We start from the raw sequence: 20,257 nt of genomic DNA, 5'->3' as shown, positions 1-20,257 counted from the left end.
CGAATGACGCACTGGCCAGACAGACCGATCTGCGCATTCGACCTCGAGACCACCGACCGCGATCCCCGCACCGCACGCATCGTCGCTGCCTGCGTCGCCACCTTCGACGGTGACAAGATCGAGTCCCGTTCGTGGCTGCTCGACCCAGGCATCGCGATACCGCCCGAAACCACCGCCATTCACGGCATCAGCACCGAGCGCGCTCGCGCAGAGGGCATGGACTACCTCGCCGGCTATCTTCAGATCCGGCAGGCGGTGTGCGACGCGTGGGAGCGCGGACACATCGTGGTCGCGTTCAACGCCAGCTACGACCTGACGATCCTCGACGCCGAAGGCCGGCGACTCGGGTTACCGGAACTCGACATCGGCACGGTCGTGGACCCGTACGTCATCGATCGCGAGATGGACCGCACACGCAGCGGCAGGCGCACACTCCAGGCGGTCTGCGAGGTGTACGGCGTCCAGCTCGCCAGCCCCCACGAAGCGGAGGCCGACGCGCTCGCCGCCGGTCACCTCACTCGTGCGCTCATCGCCCGGTACCCGCAGCTGGCAGACCTCGACATCATGGCCGACCAGGCCGCGTGGCACGCGGAGCGGCAGCGCAGCTTCGCGGAATATCTCCGTGGCCTCGGCCGCGACGTCACCGACATCGACGACAACTGGCCGGTGCGCCGGCCCGAAATCGGCAGCACCGGTGTTCTCGAACGGCCGGCGACCGAGACCGGGCGCGTGGCCTGGCACCGGCGTGTCGTGCAGCGGCTGCGCGCGTTCTTCCGTGGCACCGGAAGCCGCGCGGCGTAGTCCGGTGTTGCTGCGCAGACCGGCGGGGCTGCGTACCCCCGACGCGCCGACCTTGAATACTGGACTGTCATGACATCAGGCACCGGCGCCCCGCGCCGTCCCGACGCGGCAGGACCCGACCCGGCTCAGTTCCGGGTGCATGTCGTAACCCAGGCGATCCGGCTGTTCTCCGAATTCGGATACGAATCCACCACGGTCGAGCAGATCGCGGCGGCGGCCGGTGTGTCCCGCAGGACCTTCTTCCGTCAGTTCCGGTCGAAAGAAGACGTGATCTTCGCCGACCACGAATCACTGCTCGAGCAGGTCGCCGGGTACCTCTCGGGCGACTTCGCCGATCCGTGGCTGGCGGCATGCGATGCCGCCGAACTGGTGTTCGGGCATTTTCGCGACCGGCGTGAGCTGGCAGTCTGGCGGTACCGCGTGGTGCAACGGGTACCGGCGCTGCGCGAACGCGAACTGGTCACGACCTATCGCTACGAACGGCTGTTCACCGACTTCCTGCGGGCCGCGGTGCCCTCGGCGAAGCCCGTGCACATCGTGAGTTTCGCGGCCGCGATGACGGCGACGCACAACTATCTGCTCCGGGCGATGATCCGGGGGGATGACACGGCCACGTCCGAGCAACTGCACCGAGCGCTTTACGAGGTTCGCCGGACATTCGGGGTGGTACCCCAGGCGGCCGCCGGCGCCCACCCGGGTGCGGACCTGCCGCAGCGGGCCGTCACGGTGGTGACCTTTCCGGTCGGGGCGTCGCCTGCCGAGGTCGCCGAGCAGGTCCGTCGCGAGCTGGAACAAAACCCGCCGACTTCGTGACGAACGTCCCCCGGCATTGACCTGGCACTCAGTGCCCGAGGTAAAATGGAAGAATTCCGTGACGTCGCACACCCTTGCTGTCGATAAGGTGGTGCGGATCCGACCCGATTAATGGCACCGAGTGCCGTTAGGAGTTTGCCACCGTGGCCCTCAATCCCGACTTCGATCTCTTCAAGCTCGGAGACGAGCACGACGAACTGCGCGCCGCGATCCGCGCCCTCGCCGAGAAGGAGATCGCGCCGCACGCGAAAGACGTCGACGAGAACTCCCGCTTCCCGCAGGAAGCACTCGACGCTCTCAACCGTTCGGGCTTCAACGCGATCCACGTCCCCGAACAGTTCGAAGGTCAGGGCGCCGACTCCGTCGCGGCCTGCATCGTCATCGAAGAAGTCGCCCGCGTCTGCGGTTCCTCGTCGTTGATCCCGGCTGTCAACAAGCTCGGCACCATGGGCCTGATCCTCCGCGGCTCCGACGAGCTCAAGGCGAAGGTCCTTCCCGACATCGTCAACGGCGCGATGGCGTCGTACGCGCTCTCCGAGCGTGAGGCGGGCTCCGACGCCGCGTCCATGCGCACCCGCGCGAAGGCCGACGGCGACGACTGGATCCTCAACGGCTCCAAGTGCTGGATCACCAATGGCGGAAAGTCCACCTGGTACACGGTGATGGCCGTGACCGACCCCGACAAGGGTGCCAACGGCATCTCCTCGTTCATGGTTCACAAGGACGACGAAGGCTTCGTCGTCGGACCGAAGGAGAAGAAGCTCGGCATCAAGGGCTCCCCCACCGCCGAGCTGTACTTCGAGAACTGCCGCATCCCCGGCGACCGCATCATCGGCGAGCCCGGCACCGGCTTCAAGACCGCACTCGCGACCCTCGACCACACCCGCCCGACCATCGGCGCGCAGGCCGTCGGACTGGCGCAGGGCGCACTCGACGCCGCGATCGAATACACCAAGGACCGCAAGCAGTTCGGCACCTCGATCTCCAACTTCCAGTCCGTGCAGTTCATGCTCGCCGACATGGCGATGAAGGTCGAAGCTGCGCGCCTCATGGTGTACACCTCCGCGGCCCGCGCCGAGCGCGGCGAGCCCAACCTCGGCTTCATCTCGGCGGCAGCCAAGTGCTTCGCCTCGGACGTCGCGATGGAGGTCACCACCGACGCGGTCCAGCTGTTCGGCGGCGCCGGCTACACCACCGACTTCCCCGTCGAGCGCATGATGCGCGACGCCAAGATCACCCAGATCTACGAGGGCACCAACCAGATCCAGCGGGTCGTCATGTCGCGTGCACTGCTCCGCTGAGCGGCACGCGTAGGTTGACACCGCTGAACCATCACACCGATCAGGAGTACTCGTAGTGACAGTGGAAAAGGTAGGCGTGATCGGCGGCGGCACCATGGGTGCCGGAATCGCCGAAGTGTGCGCGAAGGCCGGAAGCGACGTCCTCGTCCGGGAGACCACCGAGGAATTCGCCGCGGCTGCGCGTGAGCGCCTCGCGAAGTCGGTCGGACGCGGCGTCAAGTCCGGCAAGATCACGCAGGACGATGCGGACGCAGTGCTCGCACGGATCCGGGTCACCACCGACATCGAGGAGTTCGCGGACCGCGACCTCGTGGTCGAGGCGGCGCCGGAGATCGAGGCCCTCAAGGTCGAGATCTTCGCCGAATTGGACCGGATCGTGAAGCCGGAAGGCATCCTCGCCACCAATACGTCGTCCATCCCCGTCATCAAGGTGGCGCAGGCGACGAAGCGGCCCGGCAAGGTCGTGGGCGTGCACTTCTTCAATCCGGTGCCCGTCATGCCGCTGGTGGAGATCATCTCCGCGCTCACCACCGACGCCGACACCGCCGACACCGTGTTCGACTACGCGCAGAACACGCTCGGCAAGACCGCCGTGCGTGCGGGCGACCGCGCCGGCTTCATCGTCAACGCGCTGCTCATCCCGTACCTGTGCTCGGCGGTGCGCATGCTCGAATCGGGCTATGCCACAAAGGAAGATATCGACGCCGCGATGAAGGGCGGCTGCGGATACCCGATGGGCCCGCTCACCCTCATCGACACCGTGGGCCTCGATATCACGCTCAACGCCGCGCAGTCGCTGTACGAAGAGTTCGCCGAGCCGCATTACGCTCCCCCGGCACTGCTGCGTCGCATGGTCGACGCCGGCCGTCTCGGCCGCAAGACCGGCGAAGGCTTCTACAGCTACAAGTAGGCACTCGCTACATACAGGCACCGACGGGTAAAGCCCTCCGTCGACGGCGCCCCCTCGATCCATCCCGGACCGAGGGGGCGCCTTCGTCCTGCACGCGGCGGGTGACCTTGCGCGTCTTGCGATTCCGCCCGACGCGTCGTCACGGTTCGGCAGGACCCGCCCCTCACCTCCGCGACCGGTGGTCCACGCTGCGCGGGGCCGGAAGTTCCGGAGCGACGTACAAACTTCGTCGTCGCCACTACGATCGACCTATCGGCCGACAACCATCAACCACCGGGTCATCGGGGCGAATCCCTCGATCCGAATACGCTGCACCGCTGGTGAGTGTCGGAAACTGAGGTCCGAACACCGTGGAGTGACGATGACCGACAGCTGGATTTCGCGCGATCCGTTCGAAGACATCTTCGACCGATTCTTCGGCCCCGGTGGAATGCGCCAACCACCGGTCCAGCGCGTCGATCTGAGCCGACTGCTCAACGACGATGCCAAGAGACTTGTCGCGGATGCCCGAAATGCCGCAACAGAATGGGGTAATTCGGAACTGACTCCCGAACATCTGCTGTATGCCGCCACCCTCAACGACCCGACCCGTGGCGTGATCAGCAGCCTGGGACTCGATCCCGACACCGTCGCCGAGCAGATGCGTTCGCTCGCGGGCAAGAGCGAGAGTGAGGGCGAAGCCGAGCCGCCGGTGCTGAGTCCGGCGGCGAAGCGCGTATTCCGTATCGCCCAGCAGCAGGCAGGACAATCGGGCACAAGCTACATCGGGCCCGAACACATCCTGTACGGGATCGCGGAGAACAACGAGAACCCTGCCGCACATGCGCTCGCCGGCGCGAAACTCGACACCGGTAGCCGTCGCGACGGCTCATCCAGCACGACGCCCACACTCGACCAGTACGGGCGGGACCTCACCGCCGAAGCACGCGCCGGCAACGTGGACCCCGTGGTGGGCCGCTCCGACGAGATCGCGCAGACGGTCGAGATCCTCTCCCGGCGCAGGAAGAACAATCCCGTGCTCATCGGGGATCCCGGCGTGGGTAAAACCGCGATCGTCGAGGGCTTGGCCCAGCGCATCGTCAACGGAGATGTGCCCTCCACGCTCGCCGACCGGCGAGTCGTCGCGCTCGACGTGGGGTCGCTGGTCGCGGGCAGCAAATACCGCGGCGAATTCGAGGAACGACTGACGAAGATTCTCGACGAGGTGCGCGACCATTCCGACGAATTGGTGCTGTTCATCGACGAGTTGCACACCATCGTCGGCGCGGGCAGCGGCGGTGAGGGATCGATGGACGCCGGGAACCTGCTCAAGCCCGCTCTCGCGCGCGGGGAACTCCACGCGGTGGGCGCGACCACGATCGACGAGTACCGCCGGTACATCGAGAAGGATGCTGCGCTCGAACGCAGGTTCCAGCCGGTCATGGTGGTCGAACCGTCGGTCGACGACACCATCGAAATCCTGCGCGGACTCGCCGACGTCTACGAGGAACACCATCAGGTCCACTACACCGACGAGGCGCTGATCGCCGCGGCCGAACTGTCCGACCGGTACATCACCGACCGGTTCATGCCGGACAAAGCCATCGACCTGATCGACCAGGCCGGGGCGCGAGTCCGCTTGCGCACGAAGACTCCCGACGCAGACACCCGCTCCCACGAGGAGGAGCTGGCACGCCTCGAACGCGAGAAGGACTCCGCCGTCGCCGCCGAAGACTATGCGAAGGCGGGGGAACTGAAGAAGGCGATCACCGCGCTGGAGGAGCGCACCGGAGTGGGAGAAACCGAGTCCACCCCGCAGGTCGAAGTGCTCGACATCGCCGAGGTGATCTCCCGGCAGACCGGTATTCCCGTGTCCGAGTTGACGGCGGAGGAACGACAGCGGCTCCTGGACCTCGAGGACGTGCTCCACGCGCGGGTGATCGGCCAGGAGCAAGCGGTCACGGCGGTTGCCGAAGGTGTTCGCAGGGCACGTGCCGGACTCGCCGACCCGAATCGGCCGATCGGGTCGTTCCTGTTCCTCGGGCCCACCGGGGTCGGCAAGACAGAACTTGCAAAAGCATTGGCAGAAGCGGTGTTCGGTGACGAAGACCGGATGATTCGATTCGACATGAGCGAGTTCCAGGAGAAGCACACGGTGTCGCGCCTGGTGGGCGCTCCTCCCGGTTACGTCGGGTACGAAGAGGCCGGACAGTTGACCGACAAGGTTCGTCGTCAGCCGTATTCGGTGGTCCTCTTCGACGAGATCGAAAAGGCGCACCCGGACGTGTTCAACGTGTTGCTGCAACTGCTCGACGACGGGCGCGTCACCGATGCCCAGGGCCGCACGGTGGATTTCAAGAACACGATCGTCATCCTCACGAGCAATATCGGGTCGGACATGATCCTGGCCCATTCCGGTGACGACATCGAGTCCCTCACACCGCGGTTGATGGAACGCCTGCACGCGCATTTCCGGCCGGAGTTCCTCAACCGGATCGACGAGACCGTGGTGTTCCACCGACTCGCGAAGGAACAACTGCACCAGATCGTCGGATTGCTGCTCGGCGGAACCAAACGGTTGCTGCGGGCGCAGAACGTCGAGTTCGAGATCACCGACAGCGCGGTGGATTGGCTGGTCGACACGGGGTTCGCGCCGGAGTTCGGGGCGCGTCCGTTGCGTCGCACGATTCAGAAGGAACTCGACAACAAACTCTCGAACCTGCTGCTCGCGGGCACGCTGTCCAGCGGAGACACTGTACGCGTCGACGCGGGAGACGATGCCCTCGTCATCGAGACGGTCGGCGGAAACGGTGAGGTGACGGAGGAAGGCACCGTGACCGCGGGCGGCGACGGAAAGGACGCTGCGTCCGACGAGTCCGAGAAGGGCTGAACCGCGCCGGTCGCCCGAGAGTCAGTCGCTGCCGGATGCGCCGACGGCCAGGCGGACGAGTTCGCCGAGGCGTTCCCATGCGTTCTCGGACGGCTCTTGTAGCGCGTACGCGGTGGGCCAGAATCCGTCGTCGGAGTCCAGTTCGGCCTGAACGCTGAACCCGAACGTCGAGTAGCGCTCTTTGTCCATCTGTCCACTACGGAAGAAGCAGAGCACTTTGCTGCCGCGGGCGTACCCGGGCTGTCCGTAGTAGAGCCTCGGGGCCAGCTCCGGAGCGACGGTTGTGACGATCGCGTGGACGCGTTCCGCCATCTCGCGGTCGCCGTCCGGCATCCGGGCGATCTTCTCCAGGACATCCGCCTCCTCCGCAGCAGCCTTCTCGGCGCTCTTGGCGCGCTTGTTCTCGGCCTTGATTTCTGCTGCACGTTCCTTCATGGCAGCGCGCTCTTGCGCAGAGAAGCTCTCGTCCGCAGTCGATTTCGTGGTCATGGTGCCCCTCCCGGTGTCGGTCACATGCACGTTTCCCAGATTAGGTCCTTACCGTGGGCGGCGCCTTCTCGATTCCTGATCGATCAGCGGACCCCGGGTGGACGGGTACGTGTGCAGCCCCCATGTGCCTGAGCCACAAGCCTCACCGCGACCCCGCGAATTACGTGCTCCTACTTGACAAGACACGAAAGCGCACCCGCCGAGCCGTTCGAGGACGAACCCGATAGCGTCAGTCGTCGAACCGGCCGTGTACCCGCTCGTGCAGCGCTTCCATCCGTACATCGAGTGCACGGGCCGTTTCGGCGGCGAGCCGTAGTTCTTCGCGCAGATCGCTCGGCACGGCACGATCGTGTTTGTAATAGATCTTGTGCTCGAGGCTGGCCCAGAAGTCCATCGCGACCGTGCGGATCTGGAGTTCCACGTAAACGGATTCCACCCGGTCCGACATGAACACCGGGACCTCGACGATCACGTGCAGGCTGCTGTACCCGTTCGGCTTCGGGTGCGCGATGTAGTCCACCACGTCGACGACCCGTACGTCGCGCTGCCGGGTGATCATGTCCGAGATCCGGTACACGTCGGACGTGAAACTGCACGAGATGCGGATACCCGCGATGTCGCGGACGTTGGCTCGGATGCCGTCCAGCGAGGGTTCGACGCCCTTGCGGGCGGCCTTCGCGAGAATCGACTCGGGGGTCTTGAGTCGCGACTTGACGTGCTCGATCGGGTTGTAGTCGTGGGCGTAGGTGAATTCGTCCCGCAAGATGTTGATCTTGGTCATCATCTCGTCGATGCCGAACTTGTACACCATCAAGAACCTGGCGAGTTCGCGCGGTGAGAGCGACGTCGCGCTCTGTCCGTCCGTGGGAGGTTCCGGAATCGGGGCGCCCGGATCAGGGTCGCCCACCGTCGGTGTCACTGCTCGTCCTCCTCTGGATGTTCTCCTCCGAGTCTGCCAGTTCCCCGCGACGCGTCGCGGTCCGCTGCCGTAGAACCTGCCATGAGCTGCGCGGATGCACACCCGCCTCGCGGCGCGCACGGCCGCGCGTCACAAGAACACCGATGATCGCGATCACCCAGACGGGATACTGCGCGAGCCACGCGACACGGAACGCGTCGAAGGTGTACCCGCCGAGCCGTTCGAGGACGAGTCCCATCGTCTGCACGACGAGCAGGGTCGCGAGGAACCCTCCGATGTTGACGATGCCGTTCGCGGTCCCCAGTGCGGAGCCGGGGTTGAACGTGCGGGCGTAGTCGAACCCGATCATCGAACCGGGGCCACCCACGGAGATGACGACGATCAGCAGCACGAGCAACGCGATCGGCGCCGGACCGGGCAGCGCCAGCACCACGGTCCAGATCGTCGCGTTCGCCAGCATGATCGCCAGCACCATCCAGGAGCGGCGGAGAGGAAAGCGGCCGGACAGGATGCCGAGGACGGGGCCCGCCGCGATCGCGGTAACTACCGAGACCGTCAGCATCGTGCCGGCAGTAGCCGCCGACAGCCCCTGCGCGGAGACCAGATAGGGAACACCCCACATCAACGCGAAGGTCGTCACCGAGAACTGGGTGCCCATGTGGGTGAAGAAACCCAGCTTGGTACCCGGACGGCGCCACACCACACCGATCTGTGCGACCAACTCGCGAAGTCCCATCGGCTGTGACGCCGGCGCGTCCCCGTACGGCGCATCACGCACCGTCGCGATGACGAGGATGCAGGCGAACACACCGATCGACGCGGCGCTGCCGTACGCCGCCGTCCATCCCACACCGGTGAGCACCAGCACGAACGGAACCGCGGACAGCACCTGCCCGATCTGGCCGAGGATCCCGGTCAGCTGGGAGACGAGAGGCACCCGGCGCGGTGCGAACCACACCGGCACCAGCCGGAGAACCGAGATGAACGTGAGCGCATCACCCGCGCCGACGAAAACCCGGGCGATATAGGCGATCGGCAACGACTCCGTGGTGGCGAGCACCAACTGAGCCACCGCCATGACCGCCGCACCGATCGCGATGACCCAGCGCGAACCGAACCGATCGAGGAGCACTCCCGCGGGGATCTGCATGCCCGCGTACACGACGAGCTGGAGGACGACGAACCCCGACAGCACCGCCGGGGAGATCTCGAAACGCTCGGTCGCGGCAAGCCCGGAAACGCCGAACGCCGTCCGGTGCAGGACCGCCACGATGTAGGCGAATACTCCGACACTCCAGACCAGCCACGCCCTCATGGTGGACGAACGTTACTCCCACGCTCGAGAGCGACGCCGACTACTCGCGACCGAGCGACACCCACTGTGGGTCTGCGGACCGCGGTCCGGCGACCTTGTCGGCGAGCAGATCGAGCCGCGCGATCTGGTCCGGTGTCAACGTGACGTCGAGCGCGCCCACGTTCTCGGCGACCCGCGCGGCGTACCGGGTGCCGGGAATCGACACCGACGGGAGACCGAACTCGCGGCCTTTCGCGTCCAGCCACGCCAGCGCGACCTGCGCGACCGTCACTCCGGCTTCGTCGCCGACCGTCCGGACCTCGTCTCGCACAGTGAGGTTGCCTGGGAGGGCACCGGACGCGAATCGCGGGAATCTGCGCCGCAGATCTCCCTCCCCGAGCTGCTCCGGGTCGAACGAATCGGTGAGCAGGCCCCTGCTCACGGGTGAGTACGGCACGAACCCGATGCCCAGTTCGGCGGCCGTCGGCACCACGTGTCGTTCGACATCTCGCGACACGATGCTCCATTCGGACTGCACCGCTGCGATCGGGTGGACGGCGTGGGCGCGACGGACCTCGTCGCCGGTTGCCTCGGACAATCCGATGTGACGGACCTTGCCGGCCCGCACGAGTTCGGCGAGCGCACCGACGGTCTCCTCGATGGGCACCTCCGGATCGACACGGTGCAGGTAGTACAGATCCACGCTGTCCACCCCGAGTCGAGCGAGTGATTCGTCGATTGCCTGCTTCGCGTATTCGGGACGGCCGTCGATGCGGCGGTTGCCGATCCCGGCAGAGCCGATGGCGCCGACCAGACCGAACTTCGTCGCGATCTGCACCTCGTCGCGGCGAGATTGAAGCAGCTTCCCGACCACGGTTTCACTGGTGCCGTTGCCGTACACGTTCGCCGTGTCGACGAAGGTCACTCCCAGGTCCACCGCATGGTGCAGCGTGGCGAGGGCCTCGTCGGGATCGATCGGTCCGTATGCGGGGGAAACCGACATCGCGCCGTAGCCCTGAGCACTGACGTTCAGCCCGGGGGCGAGCTCGACGATGGGGACGGACATGCATTTCTCCTCGGATCGGCGACGGGCACCGCGAACGGCGGACTCCCGGTCGATCCTGACGCACGCCGAGCGCGGACGCACGGATTGAAATCGCCGTGATCACAGCCCGCCCGTGTCTAGGGTGGGAACCATGGCGAACGACTGGGTTTCACTACAACGCACCGCTCGGCGCGAGTTCGACAGCCGCGTCGCGCAGATCACCGACTGGCACGCCCCCACCCCCGACACCGAATGGGACATCACAACTCTGGTCCGGCACGTCGTCGACGAACAACGCTGGGTGGCGCCGTTGCTGTCGGGACGCACACTCGAAGAGGCCGAGTCCGCTCTCGAACCCCTCGGCGACGACCTTGCCGCCGACTGGTCCACATTCTCCGAGCAGGCAACCGAGGCGTGGGCCGCGACGCCGGCCGACCAGGAAGTCCAACTGTCCTACGGCGCCGTGCCGTGCATCGACTATCTGCGGCAGCAGGTCGGCGACATCACCGTGCACGCGTGGGACCTCGCCCGTGCCACCGGATCGGACGAGCAACTCGATCCGGCTCTCGTGGACGCCGTCTGGAAGGACCTCGAGCCGCAGAGCGACATGCTTGCGGGCAGCGGGCTCTTCGCCGATCCCGTTCCCGTCGGCGACGATGCGTCTGTGCAGGACCGCCTGCTCGCCCTCACCGGGCGCGACCCCCGCCGGCACGGAGCCTCATGACCGATCGGCCCGAGCAGCATCTGCCCGACCTCAAACCCCGAAGCCGCGACGTCACCGACGGAATCGAGAAGACCGCCTCCCGCGGCATGCTCCGCGCGGTGGGCATGGGCGACGACGACTGGGAAAAACCCCAGATCGGCGTCGCGTCGTCGTGGAACGAGATCACCCCGTGCAATCTGTCGCTCGATCGGTTGGCGCAGGCCGTCAAGGAGGGTGTGCACGCGGCCGGGGGATACCCGCTCGAGTTCGGCACCATCTCCGTGTCGGACGGCATCTCGATGGGGCACGAGGGGATGCACTTCTCGCTCGTGTCGCGGGAAGTGATCGCCGACAGCGTGGAGACGGTGATGCAGGCCGAGCGACTCGACGGATCGGTACTGCTCGCAGGGTGCGACAAGTCGCTGCCGGGCATGCTCATGGCCGCCGCCCGCCTCGACCTCGCGTCGGTGTTCCTGTATGCCGGATCGATCCTGCCGGGTGTCGCAAAACTGTCCGACGGCACCGAACGCGACGTCACGATCATCGATGCGTTCGAAGCCGTCGGCGCATGCGCGCGGGGCCTGATGTCGGAAGCCGACCTCGGTGCCATCGAGCGGGCCATCTGCCCGGGAGAAGGCGCATGCGGAGGCATGTACACCGCGAACACGATGGCCAGTGCCGCCGAAGCCCTCGGCATGTCGCTGCCCGGCAGCGCGTCACCACCCGCCACCGACCGCAGGCGCGACGGGTTCGCGCGGCGCAGCGGCCAAGCGGTCGTGGAGATGCTGCGCCGCGGGATCACCGCGTCCGACATCCTGACGAAGGAAGCGTTCGAGAACGCGATTGCCGTGGTCATGGCGTTCGGTGGATCCACCAACGCGGTCCTGCATCTGCTTGCCATCGCACACGAGGCGCAGGTGGAACTCACCCTCGACGACTTCGTGCGCGTCGGCGCTCGGGTGCCGCACCTCGCCGACGTCAAACCGTTCGGCACCCACGTCATGAAAGATGTCGACCACATCGGCGGCGTACCGGTGATCATGAAGGCGTTGCTCGACGCCGGACTGCTCCACGGCGACTGTCTCACCGTCACCGGCCGCACGCTGTCGGAGAATCTCGCCGGCATGGCCCCGCCCGATCCCGACGGCAAGGTGCTGCGCGCTCTGAGCAACCCGATTCATCCCACCGGTGGGATCACCATCCTGCGCGGCACCCTCGCTCCCGGCGGCGCGGTCGTGAAGTCGGCGGGATTCGACGAGTCGGTGTTCGAGGGCACCGCGCGAGTCTTCGAGCGGGAACGCTCGGCGATGGACGCGCTCGAGGACGGCACCATCACGGCGGGAGACGTCGTCGTGATCCGGTACGAAGGGCCGAAGGGTGGGCCCGGGATGCGGGAGATGCTCGCGATCACCGGCGCCATCAAGGGCGCGGGTCTCGGAAAGGATGTCCTGTTGCTCACCGATGGGCGCTTCTCCGGTGGCACGACCGGCCTGTGCGTCGGGCATGTCGCACCCGAAGCAGTCGACGGCGGACCCATCGCCTTCGTCCGCGACGGCGACCGGATCCGGCTCGACGTGGCCAACGGCGTCCTCGACGTGCTGGTGAGCGACGAGGAGATGGCGGCGCGGCAGCAAGGGTGGGAACCGTTGCCGCCGCGGTACACACGTGGTGTGCTCGCCAAATACACCAAGCTCGTCGGCTCGGCATCGCACGGCGCGGTGTGCGGGTGACCGCCGACCGGTCTTGCGGGAGTGGGCGTTCCGGCTAGATCGGCCGGAACCCTGCTCCCGCGCCGCCACGAGCGTCGATGTCGCCGAAGATCACGTCGATGTTCGTTCCGACCTGCGGGCCGGCACACGGCGCGAACAGGTAGGCGTTGACCATAGCGACGAGCGTCGTGCCGACGACCAGTGGCGCACCCGAATCGCCTTCGATCACGCACACCTGGGTCCAGGTTTCCTGCGAACCGAAGACGTCGCCCCACACGACACCGCACGTGTTGCCCGTCGTACGGCCTTCTTTGCACGCGATATCGGGGAAACCGGCGGGAGCCCCTACTCCGGTGATGGACGTGTTTCCCACCCGGTTGACGGGCACGACCTTGCCGCGATCGAACTCGATGACCGCGTAGTCGAGCACGGTGTTCGCGGAGACGACCCGCCCGACGGGACCGGCCGCGGTGTCGTACTCGGCCTTCACGGTCATGCCGGGGAGACCGCAATGCGCCGCGGTCAGGCCGACGAGACGACCCGAGGCGTCGTTTCCGATGGTGGTGAGGGTGCAGTCGTAGATGTCCTGGCCACCATCACCGAGAGTGATCCCCGAACCACCGCCGAGGGTGACAGGGGGTGCTGCGGTGGCTATCCCCATCCCACCGCCCGCCAACGCCATCACTGCGGCGGCCAGTAGAGCGAACCTTTTGAACATCGTGTCCCTCTCGCGCGGCGGGCGACCTTCGTTGTGAGGGTACTAGAGGTCGATGCCTGTTTTCGGGGTTGCGCCGAGACTTTCGAGAGCTTTTCGGGCTTCCTCGAGTTCGCGGCTGAGCTGCGCAACACGTTCCTCGGCTGCGCTGCGGGCCGCGTCGATCACGGACTGGACCGCCTCGACGGCACCGGGATCACCGAGTTCTTTGACGGCCCGTTCGACGGCGTCGGGCGCCACGGCTGCCGGCTTGCCGACCTTCCGTGTGCCGTGCGCGATTCCGACGGTCCATTCGCTCTCGGGGTCGATGGTGATGGTGATGCTGATCGTGGGCGCCTTCTTACCCTTGCGCGCCGGGGCTTTCGGCTTGGCAGGCGACGCGGGTGCAGCGGAACCGGGGGTCGTGTCGTTCACGGATTTCGTCTCCTCGACGCTCTTGGTCTGGGCACCACGCACCGGAGGAGCAGGCCTCGACGCGGGCTTGGCGGCAGCGGGACCGGCGGCGCCAGGCTGGGGTGCAGCAGGCTTGGTGGCAGCAGGCCTCCCGGCAGAAGGGGTCACAGCCGGGGACGTCGACGCCGCCGCCTTCGCGGGAGCGGACTTCGTGGCCGCTGTCTTCTTCGCAGGCGCCCCGGCGGGTTGCCGGGTCAGGCGCAGTTCGTCGGACTCGAAGGGCAACTCGTCGTCGACCCCTTTCGGCCGCACCATGACGGTGGTGCCGGATACCGAGATCACCCGCGCCGACGCGCCGGGTTCGATGCCGAGGCTCGGAATGCCGTCGGTGAGATATACAGTCGCGCGACGACCCTCTGCGAGTGCATTACTCAGCTCGCCGAGTTGCTCCTCCGTCAGATGGTCCGCGCGTGTGCGGGGCGGCATGCCATGTCCTTTCTCGGCTCGCTGGATTGTCCGGCGCTTTTTCGACGCCAACTGTCGCACATGTGTACGACACGACACCGAGCGCCGGTGGCGGAATCTACAGCCCCCGCAACCGGAGGACAGGTAAGGATGGTCTCGTGACCCCGTCCGATGAGCGGTCGCAGGCCACCCCCGAGGTGGTTGCGACGATCCGAGCCGAGCTCGAACGCACCCTGCTGGGCGTTCGCCGATACACCTTGCGCGAGGTCGCGGACCTCGCCGGGCTGGAGCCGACCCGGGTCCGCCAGTTGTGGCAGGCCCTGGGATTCACGGTCGACCCCGACCCGGGTGCGGTCATGTTCACCGACGGGGATCTCGGCGCCCTGCGCAATATCGCAGCGATTCTCGGCAGCGGCGCCGTCGACCCCTCCGCCGAGATATCCGCGGCGCGTTCGCTGGGACAATCGATGTCGCGACTGAGCGAATGGCAGTTCGCCCTCTTGAGCAGCCATGTCGTCTCCCAGCTCTCCACCGCGTACGGCACCGCGTCGACACCCCCGGAAGACGAGGAGATCCGAGAGTTCGTCGACGACATCCTCCGCCGGGTGGCGAACCGTGCCGAGAGCCTCCAGGGCTACATGTGGCGTCGGCACCTGGTCGCCACGACCAACCGCACCGCCGTCCGGGCACAGGGGGACGCGCAGACCCGTCCGCTCGTCGTCGGGTTCGCCGACATGGTCGGGTACACCCAGTTGACGCGGCGTATCGATGCCGACGAACTCAACGTGCTGCTCGATCACTTCGAAGCCGCGGTGTCCGGCGTGATCACCCGGCACGCCGGCTGGGTGATCAAGACCGTAGGCGACGAGGTGATGTTCGCCTCCGAAGATGCGGTCGACGCCGCGCGGATCGCACTCGAACTGCAGCAAGCGTTCGCCGCGTTCGAGGACACACCCGCCCTGCGGATCGGTCTGGCCTCGGGCCCGGCGCTGGCCCGGTTCGGCGACCTGTTCGGATCGGTGGTCAACATCGCCGCACGGTTGACCGGTGCCGCTCGCCCCGGTTCCGTTCTGGTCGACGAGCAACTCGCGGAGGCGCTCGAGGACCACGACGAATTCCGGCTCCACGTCGTGCGGAACGTGCGGGTCAAAGACTTCCGCCACTCCCGCGCCTACGTGTTGCGCCCTCCGCGGCATCGCAGCAAGGACGCACGCAACGAGAACGGTCCGTCCCCTGCAGGATCCGCTGCGCCACCCGATCCTGCTGCGTGATCTCCTGCAGGAACGATCGCCGGCGACGCGAACAGGTCACAAGAGTGCGCACCGAAATCGCGGCGGCGAAGGCAGAGGCGGATCGAGCCTGGGTTCTCGACTCGGGATTACCTTCTCAGCCTCGACTCCGGCCGGACCGCTTTGGAGCTGCCCGGCACCGACCTGTGTGCGCAGTGTCTAATCGGCGGGCCGACTGTGTCTGCTCGGGCGTTCCATATACGTCGGACCGTAGGCGACAAAGCCGAATCGAGAGTAGAGCGGCTGCGCGTCTGCTGTATGCAACATCCAGCGGAAGTCCTCTGCCTCGGTATCGGACAGCAGACATTCGAGCATGGCGCTTCCAACGCCCTCGCCTCGACGCTCCGAGAATACGAACCCGTCCGCGATGTATCCGTAGCTCACACCGTCGGATGACACTCGAACCGCGCCGAGCAACTGTCCGGAATCCGATGCCCTTGCAACATAGACCTTCCAAGCGCTCTCGAACTGTTTCCGAATCTGATCGCGAGACCGCCACCTGTTCCAGTAGGCATCGCCGACCAGGAAATCCAGGGTGCGGGACAGTTCTACTTCCGACAGCCGATTGTCGACGACAATGTTCATGCCTGAACCACGACCTCTCCGCGAACAGTTCTCATGTCCACAGCGCCTCGGACTATTGTCACATACACCCCCGCGATAAATACGATGCCCAGCGCTCCGATCACAGATAGCGCTACATGGGGGGCAAATACCGATCCGAGCATGCCCCAAACGAGCGCAGCCACCCCTTGTATTCCAAGGAATACAAGGAACTGCACACTCAATACCGTTCCTCGTATAGCCACGGGGGTAAGTCGTATTGTTAATAAATCAAGCCCTGGCAGGCACATAATTCCGAACCCTGCGAAAAACACGATCGCGATTGTGAATCCAAGGTTCGGCTGTAAAAGGAAAACTATCGGAGCGCCGGCAAATAAGACCGCTGCAGGTAAGATCAACCGCACGCGAAGCTCACTTGAGAGAAATCGCGAAGCTGCGACGTCGCCTGCGACCATGCCTGCGCCGCTAGCGGCTATAACCAACGACAGAAGTGCCGGATCCCGCCCGGTCGACGCAAGGTACGGTGCAGCCAGTGCATCCACGCTTATGGCGAAGCACGGTGCGAGCCAGCCGAGAAGTAGCACGCCGACGAGTCCAGGGGTGCGTAGGATGGTTTCAACCGTGGTAAGCACACTGTCCTTGTCCTTCTCGAATTCCCCGTGCTCGGAGAACTTGAGCGCCCCAGGGACACCCACGAGCACCAGCGCGGCCAAGATCACAAAGGTTGCGGCATTGAATAGCAACGCTTCACTCACGCCGAGGGTCATGATGAAGGCGCCACCCGCGATCGAACCGACTACTTGGGTAGCTTGCGAGGAAATCCGAAGCAGCGCGCGCCCGGCAACATACATATCCTCCTGCGGGAGAACCTCTGGCAGAACGGCCGCTCTCAGACCGAAGTAGATAGCGCCGAAGACGCCGACTATCAGCATGGTCGTCAACGTGACCCACACATTCGTCAGATTCATCGCCAAGAATGCTGTGATTACAGCGGGAATGAACGCAGAAAGCAACAAGCTACCCCGAGGCTTAAACCGCCTCACCACCCAAGGGACAACCGGGACACTGATCAGGCTCGGGACGAACGCCAGGCTGATGGCTACAGACGTTAGAAACGCAGATCTGGTCGTTTGAAATATCCACGTGGCCAAGGCCACGGAGGCGACGAAATCTCCGGTCATAGATACCGCGTGGCCTGCAAATAACGCGGCGAACGCTCGGTTGCGAAGCAAATTCCGATAGGTCGGTTTTTCAGTCCCAGCCGTGTCGCTACTTGGCAGGCTGCCGCCGCTACCAGACACGAAGCCTGACATCCTCTGATCCGCCGTACCACTCGGTAACCTCATGCCCGGTGGCAACGAGGTGTTCACACATGTCGGCAACTCGCAGAAGCACTTCATGCGCTTCGTCTGAGCCAACATACTCGACGGTAGACATCAGGTCGAGGGAGATCGCCTCGTGATCTTCGTCCTCGTTCACATCGGAATGAGCGTTAATCGGCTTCCAGAAGTCCTGCGGTAAACCAAGTCGTTTCGCGTTACGTAGGAACGCATCATTAAACTCCAACTGCGGCTCTTCGAGAACAAAAAGCACAGCCTTCATCGCGAGCGGAAACTGATAGGCGTAGATTCCCAGCGAGGTCATCATGGAGAAGGTCGCCGGGAGTGGCTGGAGTGCCTGTACACGTGGATCGATTCCGACAGCTGAGAGTGACTTGAGGAGCATTCGATCATGATTCTGTTCAGCCTGGTAGAAGCGCCTGAACGCCATCATCGCCTCGTAATCGTCAGCCTGAGAAAGTCCGGGAGCCAACACTCGTGGACAAAACGCGACGACATGGTAGTACTCAATCGCGTACCCGATCAATTCGGCGCGGGTCACGGTGTCATCGAGCAACTTTGCAGACACCTGGTTCGGATATATATCAGCAGCCTCAGCCATAACAGCGTCATAGACGCGTCGAGCCTCCCGGTACAACTGCCTGCCGGTGATCCCTTCCGGCGGAACCTCTGGCGACTCCGTCAGGAAGCCATCCTCATCCAACTCCTTGAGTGCATGCTCGATGGGCAGCGCAGGATACTTTGAAATCAGCAAGTCCCGCGATAGGCCACCGCCGGAAAGATCCGACACGAATTCCTCGCCCTGTCTATACGCCAAATCTCCATCAAACGAGAACGCGATTTCTCGTTCACCCACCGAAAGCGCCAGGCGACCATCGGATTTATCGACCGAAACGACGTCGCGAAGCTTTGGCATTTGTATATCCGTTGCAATGTCAGCGGACACTGGCTGCGCCTTTCATAAGATCAATCGATGGCGGGACACTAAGGAACTTCACGAATTAGCGGATTTCCGGGATTGGCGTAATAGTGATACACACCATCGTAAAAATCTCGGTACAGTTCGATAAACAGTCGAACCTGGCTCTTTAGCCGGGACACGGTGCGCTCACCTTGTGGCGGAAGCATGGCCATAATCTGGCGACTCATCGATCCGTGGTCGTGCCCGTTGTTGATCGCTGCGTGCCGCCGAAGAGGCTCAATGAACCCGGTCGGCAATCCCTTAACCTCGGCCGCCTCAATGAACGAGTCTGAATCACCCCTTGAAGCGATCCCACCCTCGAGCGCACTGATCGTGCTGAAGAAAAAGACGGGATCGGTCCGCGCCCACCAACCGAGGGCGTTGACAAGCGCCGTCGTTGTCCGGAGAGGGCGGCTACGCTGAACCTGATCGGGCGACAGACCGATGGCAGAGAAGGCTTCGAGCACGATGTCGTCGTGCCGATGCTCCTCGATATAAAACTCGTTGACGTGCTTTCGAACAGTACTGCTACTCGGGAACGTCAGGACCGCGGAGTCGAAGAGATTCTCGCGATACAAGAAGTGCCAGTTCTGCAGCGCGAATCCGTAATACACATCTTCCGACACCGCCATGGGAGTGGTGCTCAGGTTTTGCCAGAAGCGCCCTGCTTCAACGTAAGTCTCGAAGCCGTCGTTGATCAGGCCTTCAAGCTCAAACTGGACCTCGATCGCTCGCTTAGCGCCTCGGGTAGTCGGAGGGTCGTCGAGAAGATTTGCTCTGTCCAGCTGTCGAAGGATGTCGTCGATCTCGGATAGCGGGAGGCTGCTCATGTCCGCTAGTTCCTCACGGCTGCTTGTCCCATCAAGGTTTCGGAGCACTGTTTCGAACCCTGAGAGAGATGGGTGGCTGACCTCATACTCAGTTCCCTTGGTGGTGAGCGTGAGCGAGTTAGCGTTATGGTCTCTGGTCACCACCGCGGCCAGGAGCGGAGACGTGAAAGTTTCTGACACGGAGTTTCCTTGGTGAGTGCAGGCGCGTTGCTGGGCGCCCCTCAATCCACAGGAGTGCGGGTCGAGGGGCGCCTGAAACGTCCTTAAGGTGGACGGCGACAGCGACGATCTTGGGGTTCTTCTTGGTGATGGTCATGAATCTTCACCTCCTCCACTCTGCAGGTACCCAGCGAAACCAAGCCCGGTGGCTTGATCAGTCGCCAACGTATGTTGTCGGTATTCCTGCCGCGTGACTGTCCTCGTTGATCATGACTTGAGTGATCGTGCTTTGTGACAACTAATCAGTGGACTTGCCGATTAACCACCCTTGACCGCCTTAATGGGTGGACGGGTAGGTCCCTCGTCGACGAACTCGACATTGGGTCTCTTGGTCCCCGGTGCAGTTTCACCTGCGGACCGGCGTGCCGATCGCAAATGAGGGATTCTTCAGCCTTCGCACATTCGTTGATCTGACACGCATTACGAGGCTCACGGCCAAAATTTTAAGCACGAAGAGCGTATTCATTCGGTTACCAGCGGTGGCAGTCGAAGCAGTGTCGGGGTCGGGAACGACTGGAAGTTGCACCGGATCCCCTGTTGAGAATCAGAGGATGCATCCGGCGTGGACGCGACGGGACCGGAGAATTCGAGCAGGGCCGAACATCAGCGGTTACGATGCCCGCAGTCT

18 protein-coding genes are annotated in these 20,257 nt (G+C 64.5%); 8 read left to right on the top strand and 10 right to left on the bottom strand.

What is annotated here, in order from left to right:
• The first annotated feature begins 3 nt into the window (after positions 1-3).
• From ACLQ3J_RS13295 to ACLQ3J_RS13275, 5 genes are all read left to right on the top strand, one after another.
• Entirely contained in the window at positions 4-801 is a 798-nt protein-coding gene (locus tag ACLQ3J_RS13295; protein WP_425903512.1) for a 3'-5' exonuclease, read from the top strand.
• A gap of 69 nt (positions 802-870) precedes the next feature.
• Complete coding sequence (locus ACLQ3J_RS13290) at positions 871-1,614, top strand: TetR family transcriptional regulator (RefSeq protein WP_425903510.1); 744 nt, start codon at positions 871-873, stop codon at positions 1,612-1,614.
• Between the two features lie 143 nt (positions 1,615-1,757).
• Positions 1,758-2,915: an acyl-CoA dehydrogenase gene (locus ACLQ3J_RS13285; RefSeq protein WP_425903508.1), complete on the top strand. Its 1,158-nt coding sequence runs from the start codon at positions 1,758-1,760 to the stop codon at positions 2,913-2,915.
• A 61-nt stretch (positions 2,916-2,976) separates the two neighbouring features.
• Entirely contained in the window at positions 2,977-3,825 is an 849-nt protein-coding gene (locus ACLQ3J_RS13280) for a 3-hydroxybutyryl-CoA dehydrogenase (protein ID WP_169622910.1), read from the top strand.
• A 361-nt stretch (positions 3,826-4,186) separates the two neighbouring features.
• Positions 4,187-6,694: an ATP-dependent Clp protease ATP-binding subunit gene (locus ACLQ3J_RS13275; RefSeq protein WP_425903506.1), complete on the top strand. Its 2,508-nt coding sequence runs from the start codon at positions 4,187-4,189 to the stop codon at positions 6,692-6,694.
• Between the two features lie 21 nt (positions 6,695-6,715).
• Here ACLQ3J_RS13275 and ACLQ3J_RS13270 read toward each other — a convergent pair whose 3' ends face one another.
• The 4 genes from ACLQ3J_RS13270 to ACLQ3J_RS13255 form a co-directional block, all read right to left on the bottom strand.
• Positions 6,716-7,183 (bottom strand): DUF1801 domain-containing protein, encoded by a 468-nt coding sequence (locus ACLQ3J_RS13270; protein WP_425903504.1) that lies wholly within the window; start codon positions 7,181-7,183, stop codon positions 6,716-6,718.
• 229 nt (positions 7,184-7,412) lie between these two features.
• Positions 7,413-8,102: a GTP pyrophosphokinase gene (locus ACLQ3J_RS13265; RefSeq protein ID WP_378528904.1), complete on the bottom strand. Its 690-nt coding sequence runs from the start codon at positions 8,100-8,102 to the stop codon at positions 7,413-7,415.
• Positions 8,077-9,417, bottom strand: a complete 1,341-nt coding sequence (locus tag ACLQ3J_RS13260; RefSeq protein WP_425903502.1) for an MFS transporter — start codon at positions 9,415-9,417, stop codon at positions 8,077-8,079. The genes ACLQ3J_RS13265 and ACLQ3J_RS13260 overlap by 26 nt, the downstream gene beginning before the upstream one ends.
• Positions 9,418-9,457: 40 nt before the next feature.
• A complete protein-coding gene (locus ACLQ3J_RS13255; RefSeq protein WP_425903500.1) occupies positions 9,458-10,462 on the bottom strand; it encodes an aldo/keto reductase in 1,005 nt (334 codons plus the stop codon).
• A gap of 130 nt (positions 10,463-10,592) precedes the next feature.
• Here ACLQ3J_RS13255 and ACLQ3J_RS13250 point away from each other — a divergent pair, with 130 nt between their 5' ends.
• Positions 10,593-11,165, top strand: coding sequence for a TIGR03086 family metal-binding protein (locus ACLQ3J_RS13250; protein ID WP_169622883.1), 573 nt, complete (start codon positions 10,593-10,595; stop codon positions 11,163-11,165).
• Positions 11,162-12,874, top strand: a complete 1,713-nt coding sequence (gene ilvD, locus ACLQ3J_RS13245; RefSeq protein WP_425903499.1) for a dihydroxy-acid dehydratase — start codon at positions 11,162-11,164, stop codon at positions 12,872-12,874. The genes ACLQ3J_RS13250 and ilvD overlap by 4 nt, the downstream gene beginning before the upstream one ends.
• A 34-nt stretch (positions 12,875-12,908) precedes the next feature.
• Here ilvD and ACLQ3J_RS13240 read toward each other — a convergent pair whose 3' ends face one another.
• Positions 12,909-13,571 carry a serine protease gene (locus tag ACLQ3J_RS13240; RefSeq protein ID WP_425903498.1) on the bottom strand — a complete coding sequence of 221 codons (663 nt, stop codon included), beginning with the start codon at positions 13,569-13,571 and terminating at the stop codon, positions 12,909-12,911.
• Positions 13,572-13,613: 42 nt separating this feature from the next.
• A complete protein-coding gene (locus ACLQ3J_RS13235) occupies positions 13,614-14,447 on the bottom strand; it encodes a DUF6319 family protein (RefSeq protein WP_397517217.1) in 834 nt (277 codons plus the stop codon).
• Positions 14,448-14,584: 137 nt separating this feature from the next.
• Here ACLQ3J_RS13235 and ACLQ3J_RS13230 point away from each other — a divergent pair, with 137 nt between their 5' ends.
• Positions 14,585-15,697 (top strand): adenylate/guanylate cyclase domain-containing protein, encoded by a 1,113-nt coding sequence (locus ACLQ3J_RS13230; protein WP_358473684.1) that lies wholly within the window; start codon positions 14,585-14,587, stop codon positions 15,695-15,697.
• A gap of 177 nt (positions 15,698-15,874) precedes the next feature.
• Here the strand turns inward: ACLQ3J_RS13230 and ACLQ3J_RS13225 are convergent, their stop codons facing one another.
• From ACLQ3J_RS13225 to ACLQ3J_RS13210, 4 genes are all read right to left on the bottom strand, one after another.
• On the bottom strand, positions 15,875-16,300 hold the full coding sequence (locus ACLQ3J_RS13225; RefSeq protein ID WP_358473686.1) for a GNAT family N-acetyltransferase: 426 nt from the start codon (positions 16,298-16,300) through the stop codon (positions 15,875-15,877).
• On the bottom strand, positions 16,297-17,592 hold the full coding sequence (locus tag ACLQ3J_RS13220; protein WP_425903496.1) for an MFS transporter: 1,296 nt from the start codon (positions 17,590-17,592) through the stop codon (positions 16,297-16,299). The genes ACLQ3J_RS13225 and ACLQ3J_RS13220 overlap by 4 nt, the downstream gene beginning before the upstream one ends.
• Positions 17,570-18,535 carry an iron-containing redox enzyme family protein gene (locus tag ACLQ3J_RS13215; RefSeq protein WP_358473688.1) on the bottom strand — a complete coding sequence of 322 codons (966 nt, stop codon included), beginning with the start codon at positions 18,533-18,535 and terminating at the stop codon, positions 17,570-17,572. The genes ACLQ3J_RS13220 and ACLQ3J_RS13215 overlap by 23 nt, the downstream gene beginning before the upstream one ends.
• Before the next feature lie 68 nt (positions 18,536-18,603).
• Complete coding sequence (locus ACLQ3J_RS13210; protein WP_358473690.1) at positions 18,604-19,410, bottom strand: hypothetical protein; 807 nt, start codon at positions 19,408-19,410, stop codon at positions 18,604-18,606.
• Positions 19,411-20,257: the final 847 nt, after the last annotated feature.

This window comes from Rhodococcus sp. DT1, from assembly GCF_049844875.1.
In the GTDB taxonomy this organism is placed as follows: Bacteria; Actinomycetota; Actinomycetes; order Mycobacteriales; family Mycobacteriaceae; genus Rhodococcus.
Note: the sequence above shows the minus strand (reverse complement) of the source record. Positions and strands in the feature narration are given on the sequence as shown.

What these genes read in the sequence shown, in the direction of transcription:
- ACLQ3J_RS13295 (WP_425903512.1), top strand. Translation starts at nt 4, where the DNA reads ATGACGCACTGGCCAGACAGACCGATCTGCGCATTCGACCTCGAGACC.
- ACLQ3J_RS13290 (WP_425903510.1), top strand. Translation starts at nt 871, where the DNA reads ATGACATCAGGCACCGGCGCCCCGCGCCGTCCCGACGCGGCAGGACCC.
- ACLQ3J_RS13275 (WP_425903506.1), top strand. Translation starts at nt 4,187, where the DNA reads ATGACCGACAGCTGGATTTCGCGCGATCCGTTCGAAGACATCTTCGAC.
- ACLQ3J_RS13270 (WP_425903504.1), bottom strand. Translation starts at nt 7,183, where the DNA reads ATGACCACGAAATCGACTGCGGACGAGAGCTTCTCTGCGCAAGAGCGC.
- ACLQ3J_RS13260 (WP_425903502.1), bottom strand. Translation starts at nt 9,417, where the DNA reads ATGAGGGCGTGGCTGGTCTGGAGTGTCGGAGTATTCGCCTACATCGTG.
- ACLQ3J_RS13255 (WP_425903500.1), bottom strand. Translation starts at nt 10,462, where the DNA reads ATGTCCGTCCCCATCGTCGAGCTCGCCCCCGGGCTGAACGTCAGTGCT.
- ACLQ3J_RS13250 (WP_169622883.1), top strand. Translation starts at nt 10,593, where the DNA reads ATGGCGAACGACTGGGTTTCACTACAACGCACCGCTCGGCGCGAGTTC.
- ilvD (WP_425903499.1), top strand. Translation starts at nt 11,162, where the DNA reads ATGACCGATCGGCCCGAGCAGCATCTGCCCGACCTCAAACCCCGAAGC.
- ACLQ3J_RS13240 (WP_425903498.1), bottom strand. Translation starts at nt 13,571, where the DNA reads ATGTTCAAAAGGTTCGCTCTACTGGCCGCCGCAGTGATGGCGTTGGCG.
- ACLQ3J_RS13235 (WP_397517217.1), bottom strand. Translation starts at nt 14,447, where the DNA reads ATGCCGCCCCGCACACGCGCGGACCATCTGACGGAGGAGCAACTCGGC.
- ACLQ3J_RS13225 (WP_358473686.1), bottom strand. Translation starts at nt 16,300, where the DNA reads ATGAACATTGTCGTCGACAATCGGCTGTCGGAAGTAGAACTGTCCCGC.
- ACLQ3J_RS13220 (WP_425903496.1), bottom strand. Translation starts at nt 17,592, where the DNA reads ATGTCAGGCTTCGTGTCTGGTAGCGGCGGCAGCCTGCCAAGTAGCGAC.
- ACLQ3J_RS13215 (WP_358473688.1), bottom strand. Translation starts at nt 18,535, where the DNA reads ATGCCAAAGCTTCGCGACGTCGTTTCGGTCGATAAATCCGATGGTCGC.
- ACLQ3J_RS13210 (WP_358473690.1), bottom strand. Translation starts at nt 19,410, where the DNA reads ATGAGCAGCCTCCCGCTATCCGAGATCGACGACATCCTTCGACAGCTG.